Raw genomic sequence first — 18163 nt, forward strand, 5'->3', positions numbered from 1 at the left:
GAGAGCTTTTTTACGTTATTACCAGCTTAGAAAAGCCGCAGCGTCTTTGCCGGATAGATAGGCACTTTCGAGTCTGGTCCTCCCCGCCTGATCATTCGGGCGAAGGAAAGCATCCCCGGCTGCGACGAGGCGACCGTCTCCCGACAAATCGAGATAGGATTGTTGGACGACCTTCTTCGCCTGCGCATACCGCCAACGCTTCAGCTGCTCCGACTCTAAATGACTCCAGTCGAGGTAAGTATCGACCTTGTCCTTAATCAGGGAAAGTACATAATCTTCCCCATAATGCTTTCTGGACCAATCCCCCTGCATATAAACACTGACAACAGGATCTTCAGATATTCCTTTTTTCTGATGGTCAACCACCCGCTCCACGCCCTCCGGGAGATCCTTATCCAGATGACCTCCATCCGGAAGACCCGTCGCTTCATTGAAATGATAAATCCCGACATAAGTAGGCTCAAACAAGATATCCTTCAGCTGTTTCCAAGAAGAAGGATCCATATCAAGATTACTGTTTCGTATCAACTCCACAACCTGCGGAGCCGGCATTGTGAACAGAACTTTGTCGGACTGCCATTCTGCACCATCTTCCCCAAACAAACGATAGCCGCCGTCTATTTCCATCAGCTTGACGACCTTCGTATGTAAGGAAGTACGGATATTTTGGGCGAGCTGTTTGGCTAACCCGTTCATTCCATCGACTGCTGTGTAGCGAGGATAGTCCTCCCCGAACCAACGTTTCACCCACCCCTCATCGAGCCACTCCTGCGTTTCCTCCTCCAACTCTTCGGTCCTCACTGTGAAGAACTGGGCGCCGTGATCCGCCTTCCCCTGAGCGACACGACGGGTAGCGAGACGTCCGCCGACACTTCTTCCTTTATCTACAAGAACGAAATTATCCCGGCCTTGTTTTTTAAACCTTCTGGCTGCCGTAATACCAGCAAGCCCTGCACCGACGATCGTAATCTCATAGTGATCCAATTAAGCCACCTCCATATTCCTTTTCGTAGAATGCTCTTTCATGAAAAAAGAACACCCCCGGACAATCCAAGGATGTTCTTATTTTACCACTTACTATTCAACAAGGGACATAGTACGGAAGTCGCCTACTCTTCTACTGTTACCCGCTTTTTCTTGCGGAATTTAGACAAAATCTCATAAACCAACGGAACAATCAACAGTGTCAGCAGCGTCGAGCTTGCCAGACCTCCGATTACCGTCACACCCAGCCCTTTACTGATGATCGAACCGCCTTCAAAACCAAGCGCAAGCGGAAGCAGCGCGCCGATCGTGGCTAATGCCGTCATCAGAATCGGACGGAGTCTTGTCACACCTGCATCAATCAAGGCTTCGCGTGTCGTAAATCCTTCTTTCTCTTTATGGATGACACGGTCAATTAGTACAATTGCGTTCGTTACTACGATACCAATCAGCATGAGTGCTCCAATCATAGCGGAAATACTCAAGGTTTCTCCGCTGATAAGCAGCCCAAGCACCGCTCCAATGATGGTGAATGGCAGCGAGAACAAAATGGCAAGCGGCGCAAGTCCTCCACCAAAGAAGATGACCAGAATCAAATAGACGATTGCAATGGCAGCAAGCATGGCCAATCCTAGTTGGGAGAAGGAATCAGCAATGTCTTCGGCTACTCCGCCCTGGGTGATTTCTACGCCGGACGGTGTATCGATATCCTGTGCTTTGTCATAAACGTCACCCGAAACGGCTCCGACGTCGTCTACCGTAATTTCTGCACTGACACTCGCATACACACGATTGTCTCGACGAGTAATCGTATCCGCAGTCGTTCCTTCTTCCACTTCAACCACTTCAGAAACCGGAACCGTCTGGCCTAGCGGCGTTTGAATTTCCCGCGAGGTCAAGTCTTCTATCGTTGATAATTCCGGTTCCTCCACGTTTAAGTAAACGTTCAAGTCTTCTCCATCCTGCTGCACGGTTGTCAGAACAGGTTCTTCTCTATTTTGGCTGAGTTCCATTCCTACCTGGGCAGCCGTAACGCCAAGTTCACTCAGTTTATCGTGATCCACTACGAGTGTATATTCATCGTAGGATTCTGAAAGGCTGGAGTCGACATTACGAAGGTTATCTTCTTGTGAAAGAAGATCTTCCAGCTCTGTCACAATCGGCTTGATTTCATCGATATTTTCTCCATATACCCTCAGTTCCAAGTTACTGCTTGAACCAGTACCAGAGAAGTCCTGGCTTACCCACTCTCCCTGATCTGAGTTCGCGTTTAATTCCTTAATGACCGTTTCCGTTTCTTTGTCAAAAGCTTCCGTGTCATCGTTGTATTCTACGAAGAACATCGCTTGATTCGACGCACCAGGGTTCATTGGGTTTTCTCCACCGACGGAATACTGGATTGTTTCCGCCCCATCACGGTCGAGGAAGAAGTCCTGCGCTTCATCAGCAACTGCCTCTACATCCTCTAATGTCTGACCCGGTTCCGGGTTATACGTCGCGATGACCATCTTCTGCTCCTGATCCGGAAGGAAACTCGTTCCGACAAGAGGAAGTAAGGCTATGCTCCCAACCAATACAGCAACAGCAATAATCGATGTAATGATCTTATGATTCAAAGCCTTGGTCAATATTGACTTATACCAGCGAGCGAGCCGGCCGCCGCCCTCTTCATGAGGCTGTTGCTTAATTTTATCGCTTTTCAATAACGTATGGGACAGCATCGGTACAATGGTGACAGCCACGAGTAAAGAAGCAAGCAAAGCAAATACTACTGTCAAAGCGAATGGAAGGAATATCTGTCCGACCGTTCCTTCCACAAGCCCAAGCGGCAGGAACACCGCGATAGTTACGAGCGTCGAAGAAAGAATCGGCATGAACATTTCTCTTGTCGATTCCCTGATCAGCGCTTTGCCCCGCAATGATTCTCCAGGCAGAGACATTCGCCTGTATATGTTTTCTACAACAACAATGGAATCATCGACGACACGTCCGATGGCGACCGTCATAGCTCCAAGCGTCATGATATTCAGCGTAATATTCATTTGATTAAGGATAATGATCCCGATCAACAGGGATAGAGGGATCGAAATAATGGATATGATAGTCGTTTTAATATTTCTTAAGAACAACAGAATGACAATGACAGCGAAGATTCCACCAAACAACGCTTTATTCAGCATCGTGCTGACAGATTCTTCAATCGGTTCTCCTTGGTCGAAGGAATAAATAAACTCCACTCCGTCCAATTCCGTTTGGAGGTCTTCTGTCTCTGCTTTCACCGCATTTACGACATCAACTGTATTCGCTTCCTGCGACTTGACGATTTGAACAGCAATAGAATTTTCTCCATTGGTTCTGGAAATGGATTCCGCTTCTCCAACGACTTGAATATCAGCGATGTCTCCAAGCGCTACTGTCGGGATGGAAGAAGTCGTTTGTGCCTGATCGGTGCCTGTCGGGCTGTTCTGGCCGCCCGGGGCCTGCTGCGCTTCCCCGCCTCCAGAAGCAGGTACAGCAGGAATCTCTAATTCTTTCAATTCTTCTATATTGGCTACACTGCCATCCAGAACGACAGATTTCTGTGAATCATCGAACGTAAACAGCCCTAATGGGAAATTGACATTCGAACCTTGTATCAAGTTCTTGATCGTCTCTGAATCAAGACCGCGTTCTGCAAGCGCGTCCTCATCCAGTGTCATACGGACTTCTTTCAGCTGTTGTCCGGAAACTTGAACATCTGCAACTCCCTCCAGACCTTCAAGTGCCGGTACGACAGTGTCTTCCATTTCCTGCGTCAGTTCTTCCAAAGAGGCATCTTTATCGATGGCACTGAAGCTTACGACAGGAAAAGCATTGAAGTTCAAGCGGGACACGGACGGCTCCTGAGCATCCTCAGGCAGGGCAACATCCGCAACTGCCTCTTGCAGCTCGTCTTCCGCTTCGTCCAAGCTCTTATCAAAGCTGTACTCCAGCTGAAGTGAAGATGCATTCTGATAGGAGGTCGAACTTACCGTCTTTACACCACTCAAGTTACCGACCTGTTGCTCCAGTGGTTCTGATATTTCGGATGCCACTTCTTCGGGTGTCGCACCCGGGTAAGTAGTAGTCACTGTTATAATCGGCGGCTCTATGTTTGGAATGGTTTCCAACTTCATATTCAATCCCGCATACAGTCCGGCGGCTGTAATCAGAATTGTCATGAGCCAAACAGCGAATTTGTTATTCATCGAAAAATCGATGATTTTTTTCATAAAAGAACTCTCCCCTTCCATTTGACCGTTCAGTCACTCACCAATATAATATATATGACCGAACAGTCATGGTCAAGTGGGAAGTCCACCTTTTTTCAACGTCAAAGGAGCGAAACATATATGGAACCGAAGTCCACCTATATCATTGAACAGTCAATCAAGTTGTTTGCCAAAAAAGGGTTCAGCTCGACATCAGTACAGGAAATTGCTACACAATGCGGAATATCGAAAGGTGCATTCTACCTTCACTTCAAGTCAAAAGACGCCTTGCTGATGGACATTTTCCACTATTACTATGATCAGATTCAAGGGAAGATCGACAGCATTAATGAATTAAATTTAGATGCCCGCCAAACCTTCCTGAAACAGATGCAGGTCACCTATGAAGAATTAGCAGCGCACAGAGATTTCATAATAATGCAGATCCGCGAGCAGGCCATTCCGTTCAATGACAATATTGAGGAGTTCATCAATAAAACACGACTTCAATCCTACCTCTTCTACCATTACCATCTAAGGAAAATCTACGGAGAAGACAAAGAGGATATCCTCTGGGAAGTCAGCCTGTTAATGCAGGGAATACTGAAGGGTTATATGGATTTAATTATTATTGAAGCAGCTGACGTAGACTATGAAGCGATTTCGCGTTCCATGTTAAGATACGCGGATTATATAGTGGAAGGGTTCGAGAAGCACAATGACCAACCAGTCATCAACGAATCCTTTATTAAGAACATTTTGCCGGATGCTTTTACAGACAATCGTAAAAAGGTCTTCCTGGAAGAATTAAAGACCAGAAAAAAAGAGGCAGATCGCGATACAGCGGATACGTTAACTGTATTGATGGAAGAGATCAAACGGGAGGAGCCACGTCCCGCCATTTTGAAAGCTCTCGCTGCCAATTTAGAACCCCTCGAGGATTATAAGGGGTTCCTGCAGGAGCTCCGCCTTTTCTACAGAATCTAAGATTACAAACCTGTGTGGAAACTGGAGAGGATAAAGATAGAACAATAATCCTCTCCGCATATGTAAAAACGTTTCTTGTTCAAACACTCTCTCGTTCCTTGACTTATAGTAGGACAATCTTGGGACATGAAAATGGGCAACTGGATCAGCGGAAACAGACAGGTCCCTGATAGAGAAAAGCTACGAGGAGCACTGGACGTCCCGTGGAAAGCCCGGAGCACACCGACTCCAAAACCACTGCGGAAGCAAACCAAAGCCAGTCACAAATGTGACTGGCTTTGGTTTTATTTCTCCGCTTCCATGATTTGATCGAGCACAGGATAAGCCGCTTCAATTCCTTCTTCCGCAACAAGACAAGCTACCCCGACCGGTGTATCCCAAAACGAATCCGGGATATATGGATTCTTCAAACCTGCCGGCTGATAAAGCGCGCGATAGATCCGTTCCAAGTGCTGCCTGGTCACTGCCTCTTCCTCTTTTCTTTCGCCTCTTGCCAACAGAAAAACGTGACGCATGGATTGAAACAGATTATCTCCCGGCATGAACGTATATTCCTTAAAGAATCCAAGCTGTTTCTCCGCCTGCTCCTTTAAACCATGACTGACACATAGATCATCCAAATGTTCACGAAGGTGCCGGTAAACTTGTTGGAACACTCTCCGCTTCTCCTCCTGCATGACCTTATCTGTATAAACCTCTTGCAGCTTTGCATATGCGGTTTCTTTCGTCCATTCCATCCCCATCACCTCTCTTTATATAGTTCGCCGTCAGGGAGAGGAATCCTTGTCATATCCGAATGCTTCCGCTTCCATTTCGACAGATTGGTAAAGCAGAGGAAAGTCTCTGGTCCCTTCTCTCAAATAATCCCCCAATTTCGGCGCCACTTTGTTCCATACCATCGGGTTGGCAGCCATCGCTTGAAACAGGGCAAGTTCATTCTTCGAGAACCTTTTTAACGAGTGGATATAATCCAGCGTCAACTGAAAGCCCGGGAAGAGGTGTTCATCCCGCTTTTTCTGGAAAGCTTCCATGACCACTTCCCTGTCATCACCTGCATCGATCCGCATGCACGCATCTGCGAGCAGAAACGCCTGCATGAAAGCATCATTAATACCAAGTCCTGTACTTGGGTCTTTACTGTGACCTGCATCGCCGATCAGGGCCCATCCGTTTCCATAAGGTTTACGGAAAAAGTTAGGCACCCCTGAGGTCCCGATGATACTTCCTTGCAAACGGGCATTCTCCAACCGCTTTTCCATTCCATACAGCTGCTTGTACATACGGACAAACGCTTCGGGGGAATCTTTCATCATAGTTTTAAACTCATCCGGATGAACCTCAAGACCGATACAATCTCTTCCTTGTTCCATTGGGAACAAAAAGCCGATTCTTCCTTCATGAAGAAATATTTCCGTAGTAGGCGTTTCCAAAGGGGGAATTCCCTCAAAATATCCGTACAGCACTGGTCTGAGAGGCGGTGTATCGTGATACACTTCCGCACCTGCCTGGCGGGCGATCGTCGAATGTTTACCATCTGCTCCGACAATTAAATCACCATACACCTCTTTCTCTCTCCCTTTCCCTTTTATCCTCACCCCTACCATGCGGTCTTGATCCCACAAAACCTCCCGCACAGCTGTTTCTGAAAGAAAGGTTACTCCCTCGTACAGGAAGGTGCGTTCTATAAGAAGCATATCCAGGCGGTCACGCTTTGGTATGACCGTGTAGGCAGACCTCGGGCCATCTATGTAACTGGAACCGATATGTGTCCTCATCCGATCCACCTTCCGCAGGCCGCCAGCCAGCAATTTGTCTAAAATGCCGAGTTCTTCTAAGTAACCGGTATGCGACATATAATGAGTTGATAACGTATCACTCGGGAAAGGAGCTTTATCTATAAGAAGTACTTTTTTTCCGAGTTTTCCAAGCAGAACTGCTAAACTCGCGCCTGCCACCCGTGCACCTGTAATGACCACATCATAGCGATTGTCCATAAAGATCCCCTCTTCTTTTCTACTAATCCTGCTTCCACTCTACCAGATTCATAACATAAAAAAACTCCCGTTTCCGGGAGTCATGTATTAGTACGTGCGCTCTTCTTCTACTTCGTGATTCTGATTCATAATGGAAAGCTTGCTTGGTGAGTTTCCTTTCGCCATTTCTTCAGCCTTTTCGATGGCAGTATCACGTTCATCGTAAAGATCTGTCGGAGCCACGTCTTCGATTTTAACAAACCAGCCTGTTACGTCTTTATTTGGGACTACACTATATTCTTTCATTCTATCTTCACTCCTCTACTATTTTTGAATGTAGTAAGAGCATTCCCAGCTGGATGCATACTCAAACATCAAAGGCCTCGGAGAAAGGGTTTGACATTGCACAGGCACACGTATATAATTTCAAACAAGTCAGACTAATCGAATACACTCTTATCGAGAGCGGCAGAGGGACTAGGCCCTACGACGCCCGGCAACCATCAAGCAAAGACTTGAAAAGGTGCTAAATCCTACAGATCCGGTGATCTGAAAGATAAGGGGAGGTAATCCGTACATACAGCCCTCTTCTTTCTTACAGAAGAGGGCTTTTCGTTTGCCTTCCGCCACCAAGGTAGAGGTTCCTAGGAACAACAATCCAAGGAGGAGAATGATTGATGACTTTCCCTAACCACCCGTACGGTCCAGAGACTTTGTTGTTACACGGCGGACAGGAGCCAGACCCGGCTACCGGTTCCCGCGCAGTGCCGATTTATCAAACGACCTCTTATGTCTTCCGAGACACAGACCACGCTCAGAACCTGTTCGCCCTTGCAGAACCGGGAAACATTTATACGCGGATCATGAACCCGACCGTGGATGCTTTCGAGCAGCGGATGGCTTTATTGGAAGACGGAGCCGCAGCTGTAGCTACTTCTTCCGGAATGTCAGCGATCACACTCGCCATTTTGAATATTGCAGGGGCCGGAGATGAAATCGTGGCTTCCTCCAACCTTTACGGCGGCACATACAACCTCTTCGTCCATACCCTTCCGAGGTATGGAATCCAAGTTCGTTTCATTGAAGGCAGCAGCCATGACGACTTCCAAGCAGCCATTACCTCAAATACAAAGGCTATTTTCGCGGAAACGATTGGAAATCCGAGTCTGGATGTTCTCGATATCGAGAAAGTGGCAGCTGTAGCCCACAGTCATCACATCCCACTTATTATCGATAACACCTTTGCCACCCCTTATGTATGCCAACCTTTCGCATGGGGCGCGGATATCGTCGTCCACTCCGCTACGAAATGGATCGGGGGACACGGCACGACGATTGGCGGTGTCGTCATTGACAGCGGCCGTTTTAACTGGGACCACGAGAAGTTCCCTGGATTTACAACTCCGGATGAGAGCTACAATGGAATCCGCTACGCCGATCTCGGTCCCGCAGCCTACGCGGTTAAACTCCGCGTCCAACTTCTCCGGGATATCGGGGCATGCCTAAGCCCGCAAAATGCTTTCCTGTTGCTGCAAGGGTTGGAGACGCTGCATCTCCGAATTAAAAAGCATGCGGATCAGGCACTCGAGATTGCCAGGTATTTAGAAAAACATGAAGGAGTCGAGTGGGTGCGTTATCCGGGATTACCCGATCATCCTACCCACCCCCTTGCTGAGAAGTACTTCCATTACGGCCACGGCTCCATCGTCGTTTTTGGTATTTCAGGCGGCAGGGAAGCTGGTCGTACACTGATAGACAACATCGAATTGTGGTCCCATGTAGCTAACGTCGGCGATGCAAAATCGTTAATTATTCATCCCGCATCCACCACACACCAACAGTTGAACGAGCATGACCTGAAGAAATCGGGCGTCACCGAGGAGCTCGTGCGTCTGTCTGTAGGCCTGGAGTCGGTTGATGACTTGATTGATGAATTGGATGCTGCCATCCGCCAAGCTACAGGTGCTGGGTCGGCAAGTAAAAACAGGAACCATCCAGCACTGCCGATTCTACAATCATCCTTGGATCGTTCAGAAGGCCAACTGAGGAAAAGGACGATCGGGTTTACCACAAGTCCTTCTCCGGAGGATGTAAACAGACTTGCTCAACTCGGCTATACGATTGTGGATCTATCCTCAGAAGAAGAGGCACCTACTTATGTGGATATCCTTCATTTTGACCGGTTGAACACAGATGAACCGATTATCGAGCAGCAGCCGCACGGAATTTTGTGGATTAATGAGGCAATAGCGGAGGATGAGGAAACCACGATTTCCGGTATACGAATATATGACGCTGTCGTAGCGGTTCGTACAGGAAAAAGCATCTCCTCCTCTCTACAATCGGTCTAATCGAAAGCATTACGGAAAGGAGAATTCGTTCATGTCATTGAAAAACCCAGTCAGCCAGGAAACAGAAAGTCCAGTCCTTTCCATTGGTCCTTTGGAATTAGAGTCAGGAGATAGGCTGACTGATGTAGAACTCGCTTACGAGCGTTATGGTAAAGCGGATGCTCCTGTCATTTTAGTCTGCCATGCGTTGACGGGAAACCAATTGGCAGTCGGATCAAAGGAAGAACCTGGCTGGTGGGCTGGCTTGATCGGAGACGACTGTCCCATCGATACGAAACACTATCAAGTCATTACCTTCAACGTGCTCGGCGGCTGTCACGGTTCTACAGGACCCGCGAGCATAAACCCTGACACCGGTAAGGAATACAAACAAACATTCCCACCTGTTACCATCCGGGACATGGTCAACGCCCAATTTGAAGCGCTTAGAAGACTGGGCATTCAGCAGTTAGAGGCAGTCGTCGGGGGATCACTGGGCGGTATGCAGGCATATGAATGGGGTCTGCTGTACCCGACCTTTATGAAGAAGCTGTTTATTCTCGCAGCCACTCCTTATTTGAGCGATTACGGGATTGCCTTCAACCACATAGGATCAAAAGCCATATGCTCCGATCCCGCATTCAATGGAGGAAATTACGAATCCAATACAGCTCTGCAGGGTTTTGAAATAGCGCGCATGACCGGAATGGTCACATACCGCAGTGGTACACTTTTTCAGCAGCGGTTCGACCGATCACAGGCCAAAGAAGATCGTTATGATATCCAGTCCTACCTCGATCATCAGGGAGCCAAGATCAAAGAACGTTTCGATGCCAACAGCTATTTATACTTGCTTGAAGCTATGAATAACCATGATATTGGAAAAAAACGAGGAGGATGGGAAGCAGCAGCCACCCTTTATGAAGCACCTATTTATACCATCAGTTTCGAACATGACCTCCTTTATCCGGAAAGTTTAATCGCCCGCTTCTCTGCTCTCGCACCCCAAGCGGAGCATTATCATGTGACGACTGATTTCGGCCATGATGGGTTTTTAGTCGAGTTCGAACGATGGGGGCAATGGATTAAAGAAAAATTAGACACATAAGAAAGAGGCCGGATGTTTTCACATCCGGCCTCTTCCGCTTGTTATTTTACTGAGTTCCTTGACAGTTTTTTTAAAGCTCCTCGCCATTAAGGGAAAAGACTCTTTCGCTTACTGCTTCCCTTCAGCTGTTTGATTCTGTCCGAGGTTTTCCAGATACTCTTCCTTCATCCATTCCTTTACTTCTTTCCTCTTCAGAAGCAGATGATCCGGCCAGTCTTCCTTCGATTGATCCAAGTACAAGAGGATTCCTTTGTCTGACAAGGCCAGGTTTCGAGGATCGATCTGAACAGATTCGTCGTCCAGCTCCTCGCGTGCAAGCTCTTCCGCCATACCTAAATAATCCTTGTCCGCTTTAAATATTTTCTCCATATCAATGGCAGAGCCCGTTTTCTTATCAAAATTCAAAACGGTCTGCATTTCGATGGGCTCTTCTGATCCTATCCTCATCGTTTCAAGAAAGCGCACATTAAAATAACGATGGTCCTGATGGATGACTTCAAAGTTTATTTGCAATTCCGTAGGCTGATCCACTTCCTGCTCTTGTGTACTCAAATAGCTTTTCTGCTTAAACATGGCTTTACGCTGATTCACATAATCCGTAATTTTTTGGTCAATTTGATTGTTGGGGGTATCAGGATATTGGATGGAGATGTGGTAATCCTGATAATCTTCTACATCCGATTCAATATCTACATCATAGATAGGCATTTTAGTTGATTGCTTCCCGTCTTTATCCTCGTTGGCATTGGCTATGAAGGAACAGGCGGACAAGAACAAGACTGCGATACCAAATATATATATAATAGGTTGATTCATAGAAATTACCTCTTTGTTTAATAATGATTGCACAACCTATTGTAACACAAATGTAATAATATTTTAATCACGCAGTCATATTCAGTCTTTTCTGTCGATTAAATACGGGTCCGGACGTCCCAAAGCTCCGGGAAGAAACGATGATCCAATACCTTCTTCAAATAACCTACGCCTGAAGAACCACCGGTCCCCTGTTTGTGACCAATAATACGCTCAACCGTCTTCATGTGCCTGAATCGCCATTGCTGCAGGCTGTCTTCGATATCAACCAACTTTTCCGCAAGTTGATACAGTTCCCAATAACGTTCGACATCCTGATAAACCGCGGCCCAGGCTGCCTCTACTTTTTCGTTTCGCCTATATGTCTGTGTATAATCGCTGCGGGAGTCAATAGAAAAGCCGGCTCTTGCAAGCTCCGCAATTGCCACGTCATATATACCCGGTGCTTCGTAGGCGGACTGCAACTGCTTATGTAACTCCGGATTTTTCTCATATATCCTTAATACATGGGGTGTCTTATATCCAAGGGAGAATTCTATCATGCGATACTGAAACGATTGGAATCCGGATGCTTTGCCCAAAGTATGACGAAACTCCATGTACTCTGCCGGCGTCAACGTGGAAAGCACATCCCAGGCCTGAATGATCTGTTTCTGAATGCTTGACACTCGTGCGAGCATCTTGAATGCTGGCTGTATGTTCTTATTTCGTATTGACTGAATAGAAGCTTGAAGTTCATGAAGAATCAACTTCATCCACAGCTCACTCACCTGATGGATGATGATGAACAGCATTTCGTCGTGGTGTTCAGAAAGCCGCTTCTGGGCAGAGAGGAGTTCGTCCAATCCAAGGTATTCCCCGTAAGTCATACTCGTAGAAAAATCCGTGTACACTTGTTCATCTTTTTCCTTTCCCACTTCATCCCTCCTCTATTCCAACAGTCCCCGCTCAGGAATGTTACGGACTGTCATCGGTAAATATTCGACATGGACCGTTCCTTCATACATGAGAAGTGTCCCCAGTGCCGGATGTTCCACATGCACGTGAACACGGATGGCATTCTCCCTCTCATCAAAGTGTTCATAAACAGAGGTGACAGCATTTAAAACCGTCTTTTCTTTTAACTGGAGACCGGCAGATTCCATATAAAGGCCGCCTTCCGGGGTAACATGCATGGACAAACTCGTCTGAACGTTTCCGCTTTTACCGAGTTCATCGACGATTGTCTGCTTCTCTTCATTAAAATGCATAGCAGCGTCAAAACCGCGAATAGCATAAGGAAAGAAGAAACGCCGGATCCAACTGACTGTTTCCCGCCCCTGTTCATCCTGATATGCATAATTCTCTATCGTGAAAGGAACGTCTTTCCCTCTTTCACCGAATACCAAATGATCGCGGACACCGAATTGCAGAAGAGGCCGAAGGACAGGGTGCGTACCTCTTATCTCCTGCATTCTCCCCTGACCAAGAATCATCAAATGCTGATCACTCGTCAAACCGAACTTTTTCTTTAATTCCGGGTGAAGCCTCTCAAATTCCTCTCCCAATGCCTGCTGATATATTGATTTCATCGTTATACTCCTTTCCGAATATCCCCAGAGCCGACCAGCATATTTCACCTGGATCAGTTATGGAAACCTACCATGTACTTGTCCAAATTATATCACAAGAAAACGCTTACCAAACCAATGATAATTAGGAAAAAAAAAGACCCGCATAAGCGCGGGCCTTCTCTTTGTAATGGATTCCATAACACGATTACATGACCTCTTCTGCGTAATCGCTCACAGAATATCCCTTTTGCTGTTTCATAAGCCACCCCCGCTTCTCCAGTTGATTAAAAATCTTCTGGATGTGCTTTTCCGGCCAATGAGATAACTGACCGAACCAACGTGTTTCATGCAGCTGCAGCGTCCTCAACTTATTCGTAGCCTTCCCTGCCAGTACTTGAACAAGGGTATGGGCAGGATGGTCCGTTCCATAGTAATAGATTAAATCCAATATCTGCTGCGTATCTGCAAAAGTGAGCGGGCGTCCTTTAACTGTCAGAATGATATCGTCATCCGCATAGCGCACTTCTTCAAGCTTCACCTTTAATTCTTCCAGCACATGACTTGTGAATGGATACACATGTTCAGGAACAAGCTTCTTCCATTCCTTTAATTGCTTTAATATACGAATGTCATGAAGCTCCACTTCCGACATCCAAAGCAGCTCTGACGATTCCAGGCAATCAGGAATGTAAGTCCTGCTCAGCTTGTCGTACATATCCAGCAGCGGATACGAGGTAAGATGTTCCTGCTTCCGCTGATATCGCTCTATCTGTTTGAAAACCTGCAGGCTTTCATCCAATGTCTTTCTCGCAGTAGCCAGCTGTTTTTTCAAAGCTCTGAGTTGAGCCAGCTGATCCAGGAGACGCGGATTCTGTTGGGCAACTTCGTTGAACTGTCTTTCTATAGTCGCCGTTCGTTTTGCCGCCCGCTCTACGTCGTACTCTTCTGATAAACGCACAATGTCGACATCTACATCATAGTAAAGCCTGAAATCGCACGTTTCACACTCGCACTGGATTGTGCGGCTGCTTGAATGGAAGGTCAGGACTTTATCATGGGAACAGCTGTCTTCCTTCCCTCGCACCCATGAGTCAGGAAAAGAACGGAACGGACGCATGATTATTTCGACGCGGTGCCGCCAATAAGCAACATCTTCGGGATAATTTAAAACAGACAGCAGCGAAGACTGATTCATCGTTTCCACAGCATCGATCACCTGCTGTTTTTGATGGTACAGCCGGACGAGCGGATGCTGCTGGAAAGCAGCAGCTATCTTCTTCAGCCAATGCTCCCTTTCTTCCGAGCTTATATGGGATAAGAACAGATAATCCTCCAGCACTTCCCCAATATGATCATTAAGCTGCTCTGAGGAAAGCTGCGTGTAATCTGTACCGTATTGATATTCGTCTTTTAAAGGTAGTCCATGTTCTTCAGGCAGGGACTTCCATAGAAATAATTCTGGGCGCAGTAAATGGTCATGGATTTCGTCTTTGCGGAACGAAACGGGAAGGACCGCATTTTCCTCCAATCCCAAATAACGGCGGATCGGTGTAACATCGAGTCCTTTTGCATCAATTTGGTCCATGATGGCGTCATTCAGCCTGGAAAGCAACCCCCGTTCAAACTTGTGACCGATCGAACGAATATACTTATTCTTCTTCCCGATCGGTGCAAGTACAATATACGGGTAACGCTGATCCTGGTAAGCAATCCTTTGTGGCAGTCCCATAATGATTCCCCTTTGAAATAAGGATTTACTTCTATTATAGAAAAAGTATTAAGATGTACCAATGATTATCCTGAAAATGGGCGTTATATCGTAAGAAATTCCACGGAATACCCAATAAACAGGCCTGTCTCCATCACTCCGGGGATAGCTCCCAGAGCTTTTTCCAAATCATCTTCAATAGTTATGAATTCCACATCGAGCAGAACATTTCCTGCTTCCGTAATAACAGGTCCGTCCTTCCCCGCTGCCATACGGAGCGTAACGGAGCGGATCGGAAACTCCTCAAGCTTCGTCTCCACAAGGTGGATCGCTCTCGGATCGACTTCAATCGGAACCGGTAGCTTTGCACCAAGTTCGGTAACGTATTTGCTGTCATCTACTAAAATATACGTTTTCGGAGAACTCGCCATTACAAGCTTTTCAGCAAGCAGTGCTCCTCCTCTTCCTTTAATAAGCCTCTTACGATCATCCGCCTCATCTGCTCCGTCGAATCCCCAGTCAGGTCTCGCCTGAATGAGGGAAGCTGTAGGAATGCCGAAATAGGCACAATTCATCTCGGCTTCTTTCGAAGTTGGAATCCCTGTGATGGTCAACCCCTCCTCCTTCACCCTGTCAGCAATCTGCTCCAGGGCTAAGTAGGCGGTCGACCCCGATCCTACTCCTATCACATCTCCTTCACGCACCAACCTGCTCACTTCTTGAGCGATTTTTTCTTTACCTGATCGGTTGGAGATTTCCCCTTGCCATACCGGCGCATCTGCCAGTTGATTGTTCCATCGCACGTGTATCACCTCTTCCTCTTTGGTATTCCCAAAAATGACAGAAAACAAGCATCATCCACCATACAGGAATCTCCATTGTTCCGAACACATAAGATGAGAAAAGAAATTATTTTCTGAAAGAAGGGATGGATATGAGAAAGTACTATATTAAATTGATCATCTTCTACTTGATCATCCTGACAACCTTCATATATGTCTCCTTAAATCATTAAAAAACTCCGACAAGGGTCGGAGTTCTCATTCGATCAGATCGTTCTTAAATGCATAGATAACCGCCTGGGTGCGATCAGATACTTGAAGCTTGCCAAGGATATTGCTGACGTGAACCTTAACGGTTTTCAAAGCGATGAACAGCTGCTCCGAGATTTCCTGATTCGTCCGGCCTTCCGCCATCAGTAATAGAACTTCTTTCTCCCGCGCGGTCAGTTGATCGTGCAGATCAGCCGCATCGGGTTTACGCATTTTTGTCATGATTTTCCCTGTCACTTCCGGTTCCAGCACAGACTGGCCATCGAATGTAGATCGTATGGCCTTCGCAATCTCTTCCGCTTTCGACGTTTTCAGCATGTAGCTGGTGGCGCCGGCTTCCAGAGCTGGATATACCTTCTCATCATCAAGAAAACTGGTGACAATGATGATCTTCGCCTCCGGCCATTGTTCCGTTATCTGCTTTGTCGCTTCAATCCCGTCCATATTTTCCATTACCAAATCCATGAGAATGATGTCAGGATGGTGACGTAACGCTAAATCGACCGCCGCCTGCCCGTCGTCCGCTTCTGCAATGACTTCAATATCGGGCTGTGCAGACAAATATGCCGACACACCAATACGGACCATTTCATGATCATCAGCAAACAGTACTCTAATCATGCACTTCTCTCCCTTCTTCACGGTGCGGCACTTTCACCTCAAGCCTCGTTCCCTGTCCTTCGACGCTGACAATTTTCAACGTTCCACCTACTTCCAGCGCCCTTTCCTGCATATTCTGCAATCCGTAGGAGCTTGCCTTCCCCTGCTCTACATCGAATCCGATACCATCGTCCACGATGCGGAGAATGACATTGTGATCCCTCTCAATCAGCATCACCTCAAGCGCTTCTGCTTTCGCATGACGCAGCGTGTTGGAAACAGATTCCTGAAGAATTCGGAACAATTGATCTTCCAGTCCTTTCTCTAAATGAAGGTCCTCCATGGTCCAACTGATTTCCATTGGCACTTTCTGTGTCAATTCACCAAGCAGCTCTCCCACACCCTCTTTCAATGTCTTATCTTTCAAAGCCACAGGACGGAGGTGGAGGAGCAGAGCCCTCATTTCCAGCTGAGATTGGTGTATCATCCGTTCCACCATCTGGAGCTGACGACTTCCCCGACCGTCATCAGCCGTTTCATTAATGGCTGACATCATCATAGAGGCTGCAAACAGCTGCTGACTCACCGAGTCGTGCAGCTCCCGCGCAAGGCGGTTCCTTTCCTGGACAACAACTTCCTGGAGGCTGCGCTCTCTTTCTTCCGCGCGCTCCGTGGCCAGCCGTTGATTGGCAATTGTCTGCTGAGCCATTTTCCTCTCTAATTTACGTATCGCTTCGTCTATCTGGCTGATTTCCTTCAAATCAGTTCCTTCGTAAAACAATTCATTACCTTTTACAAGTTCTTCGAGCTGGTACTGCACACCGTTCCACCTTCTTCTCCAGTACCACCCCTGGAGAACCCCTGATACTATTCCGCCCATTGCGGCAAGAAACAAAACGAGTAATACATATGGAAGATCCATGACTTCCCGGCTCCATAACTCCGCCAATGACCCCACCGGGAACGTAACAAAGGTAATACCCAGGAGGATCAGCGAAAACGCAAGAAACGTTAACAGACCTGTCATCACTTGCCTTTTCCATATATTCATACTCGCTTCACCTCAAGATCTCCTGAAACGTTGGACGTGATAATTTTCACTCGCGGTCTGGTGCTTCGATAGTTTTCTGTTTCATAAGATAGAACCTGGTTCAGGACTTTTGTATTCTTATATTGAAAGACTGTCGCACGACCGACCAAAGCACTATGGTGAATACTCACTTCCACTTCATACGGTACGTAGACAATTAAGTTTCCTATGAAGTGGCGAATAGAAATGACTGCCTCATCACCCGGGAGGACGGTTTGACTCAAGTCGATGATTCTGTCTCCGAACCCACCTTGAATATTGACATCTCTCCATCCATAGGAGCGGTCAGGCGTCTCCTGATCTCCAAAGAATTTCTGCTTTAACAACGGCTCCTGATACGGAAACTCTTGATAATTATCGATAATTTCAGGCTCGATCCGCTCCGGCTCCTTACGGGATTTCCAATAATCCCGAACAAACAGAAACAGAACAGCAACGATGAGAAAACGAACAGCTATCATACTTAACACAGTGAAAACAAGAATAATAATGCCAAGCCAAAAGCAAACCCTTCCCCACATTCGTCGATATTTCTTCTTCCCTACATATGTCAGAATCCCTGCAAAAAAGAGAGTGAAGACAAGGCCTCCATTAAAGAACGCAATTTCTACAATAAGGAGGATCACCCCTATGAATAAAATCAAGTTGATCGTATCTGTTTTCCATTTTTTAATCATATGAGTCATCCTCCTTGCTTCTAAAGGTAATAAAAAGACGCAGAAAACTGCGTCC

Annotated in this window: 16 protein-coding genes and 1 riboswitch; of the genes, 3 read left to right on the forward strand and 13 right to left on the reverse strand. The window is 46.8% G+C overall.

Annotation, left to right across the window (positions count from 1 at the left end):
* Positions 1-18: 18 nt before the first annotated feature.
* Positions 19-984 (reverse strand): NAD(P)/FAD-dependent oxidoreductase, encoded by a 966-nt coding sequence (locus M662_RS17930; RefSeq protein ID WP_008633702.1) that lies wholly within the window; start codon positions 982-984, stop codon positions 19-21.
* 125 nt (positions 985-1109) lie between these two features.
* The gene (locus M662_RS17935) at positions 1110-4235 is read right to left on the reverse strand and encodes an efflux RND transporter permease subunit (RefSeq protein ID WP_026577809.1); all 3126 of its coding nucleotides are present in this window, start codon (positions 4233-4235) and stop codon (positions 1110-1112) included.
* Between the two features lie 120 nt (positions 4236-4355).
* Here M662_RS17935 and M662_RS17940 point away from each other — a divergent pair, with 120 nt between their 5' ends.
* Positions 4356-5201 (forward strand): TetR/AcrR family transcriptional regulator, encoded by an 846-nt coding sequence (locus tag M662_RS17940; protein ID WP_026577808.1) that lies wholly within the window; start codon positions 4356-4358, stop codon positions 5199-5201.
* Between the two features lie 284 nt (positions 5202-5485).
* On the opposite strand, the gene M662_RS17945 is transcribed toward M662_RS17940, so the two are convergent.
* The 3 genes from M662_RS17945 to M662_RS17955 all read right to left on the reverse strand — a co-directional run bounded on the left by M662_RS17945 (position 5486) and on the right by M662_RS17955 (position 7480).
* Positions 5486-5938, reverse strand: coding sequence for a hypothetical protein (locus tag M662_RS17945; RefSeq protein WP_008633705.1), 453 nt, complete (start codon positions 5936-5938; stop codon positions 5486-5488).
* A gap of 30 nt (positions 5939-5968) precedes the next feature.
* Positions 5969-7195 carry an NAD(P)/FAD-dependent oxidoreductase gene (locus tag M662_RS17950; protein WP_008633706.1) on the reverse strand — a complete coding sequence of 409 codons (1227 nt, stop codon included), beginning with the start codon at positions 7193-7195 and terminating at the stop codon, positions 5969-5971.
* Positions 7196-7282: 87 nt separating this feature from the next.
* Complete coding sequence (locus tag M662_RS17955; protein ID WP_026577807.1) at positions 7283-7480, reverse strand: DUF2188 domain-containing protein; 198 nt, start codon at positions 7478-7480, stop codon at positions 7283-7285.
* Between the two features lie 147 nt (positions 7481-7627).
* A riboswitch (SAM riboswitch) is annotated at positions 7628-7737 on the forward strand.
* A 114-nt stretch (positions 7738-7851) separates the two neighbouring features.
* Between M662_RS17955 and M662_RS17960 the strand changes: the two genes are divergently transcribed.
* Both M662_RS17960 and metX read left to right on the forward strand, forming a co-directional pair.
* Entirely contained in the window at positions 7852-9525 is a 1674-nt protein-coding gene (locus tag M662_RS17960) for an O-acetylhomoserine aminocarboxypropyltransferase/cysteine synthase family protein (protein WP_026577806.1), read from the forward strand.
* Between the two features lie 31 nt (positions 9526-9556).
* Positions 9557-10612: a homoserine O-acetyltransferase MetX gene (gene metX, locus M662_RS17965; RefSeq protein ID WP_026577805.1), complete on the forward strand. Its 1056-nt coding sequence runs from the start codon at positions 9557-9559 to the stop codon at positions 10610-10612.
* 108 nt (positions 10613-10720) lie between these two features.
* Here the strand turns inward: metX and M662_RS17970 are convergent, their stop codons facing one another.
* The 8 genes from M662_RS17970 to liaF all read right to left on the reverse strand — a co-directional run bounded on the left by M662_RS17970 (position 10721) and on the right by liaF (position 18108).
* Complete coding sequence (locus M662_RS17970; RefSeq protein WP_026577804.1) at positions 10721-11428, reverse strand: hypothetical protein; 708 nt, start codon at positions 11426-11428, stop codon at positions 10721-10723.
* 98 nt (positions 11429-11526) lie between these two features.
* Positions 11527-12297 (reverse strand): tryptophan 2,3-dioxygenase, encoded by a 771-nt coding sequence (gene kynA / locus M662_RS17975; RefSeq protein ID WP_235601514.1) that lies wholly within the window; start codon positions 12295-12297, stop codon positions 11527-11529.
* 60 nt (positions 12298-12357) lie between these two features.
* A complete protein-coding gene (locus M662_RS17980; RefSeq protein WP_008633713.1) occupies positions 12358-12999 on the reverse strand; it encodes a DUF4166 domain-containing protein in 642 nt (213 codons plus the stop codon).
* A gap of 187 nt (positions 13000-13186) precedes the next feature.
* Entirely contained in the window at positions 13187-14710 is a 1524-nt protein-coding gene (locus M662_RS17985) for an RQC-minor-2 family DNA-binding protein (RefSeq protein ID WP_026577803.1), read from the reverse strand.
* Between the two features lie 83 nt (positions 14711-14793).
* Positions 14794-15492 (reverse strand): ribose 5-phosphate isomerase A, encoded by a 699-nt coding sequence (rpiA, locus tag M662_RS17990; RefSeq protein ID WP_026577802.1) that lies wholly within the window; start codon positions 15490-15492, stop codon positions 14794-14796.
* A gap of 237 nt (positions 15493-15729) precedes the next feature.
* Positions 15730-16362 (reverse strand): response regulator transcription factor, encoded by a 633-nt coding sequence (locus M662_RS17995; protein ID WP_008633720.1) that lies wholly within the window; start codon positions 16360-16362, stop codon positions 15730-15732.
* On the reverse strand, positions 16355-17392 hold the full coding sequence (locus M662_RS18000) for a sensor histidine kinase (RefSeq protein ID WP_026577801.1): 1038 nt from the start codon (positions 17390-17392) through the stop codon (positions 16355-16357). Before M662_RS18000 ends, M662_RS17995 begins: the two co-directional genes overlap by 8 nt.
* Positions 17389-18108, reverse strand: a complete 720-nt coding sequence (gene liaF, locus M662_RS18005) for a cell wall-active antibiotics response protein LiaF (RefSeq protein WP_008633723.1) — start codon at positions 18106-18108, stop codon at positions 17389-17391. Before liaF ends, M662_RS18000 begins: the two co-directional genes overlap by 4 nt.
* Positions 18109-18163: the final 55 nt, after the last annotated feature.

Source organism: Bacillus sp. SB49 (assembly GCF_000469135.2).
In the GTDB taxonomy this organism is placed as follows: domain Bacteria; phylum Bacillota; class Bacilli; order Bacillales; family Halobacillaceae; genus Halobacillus.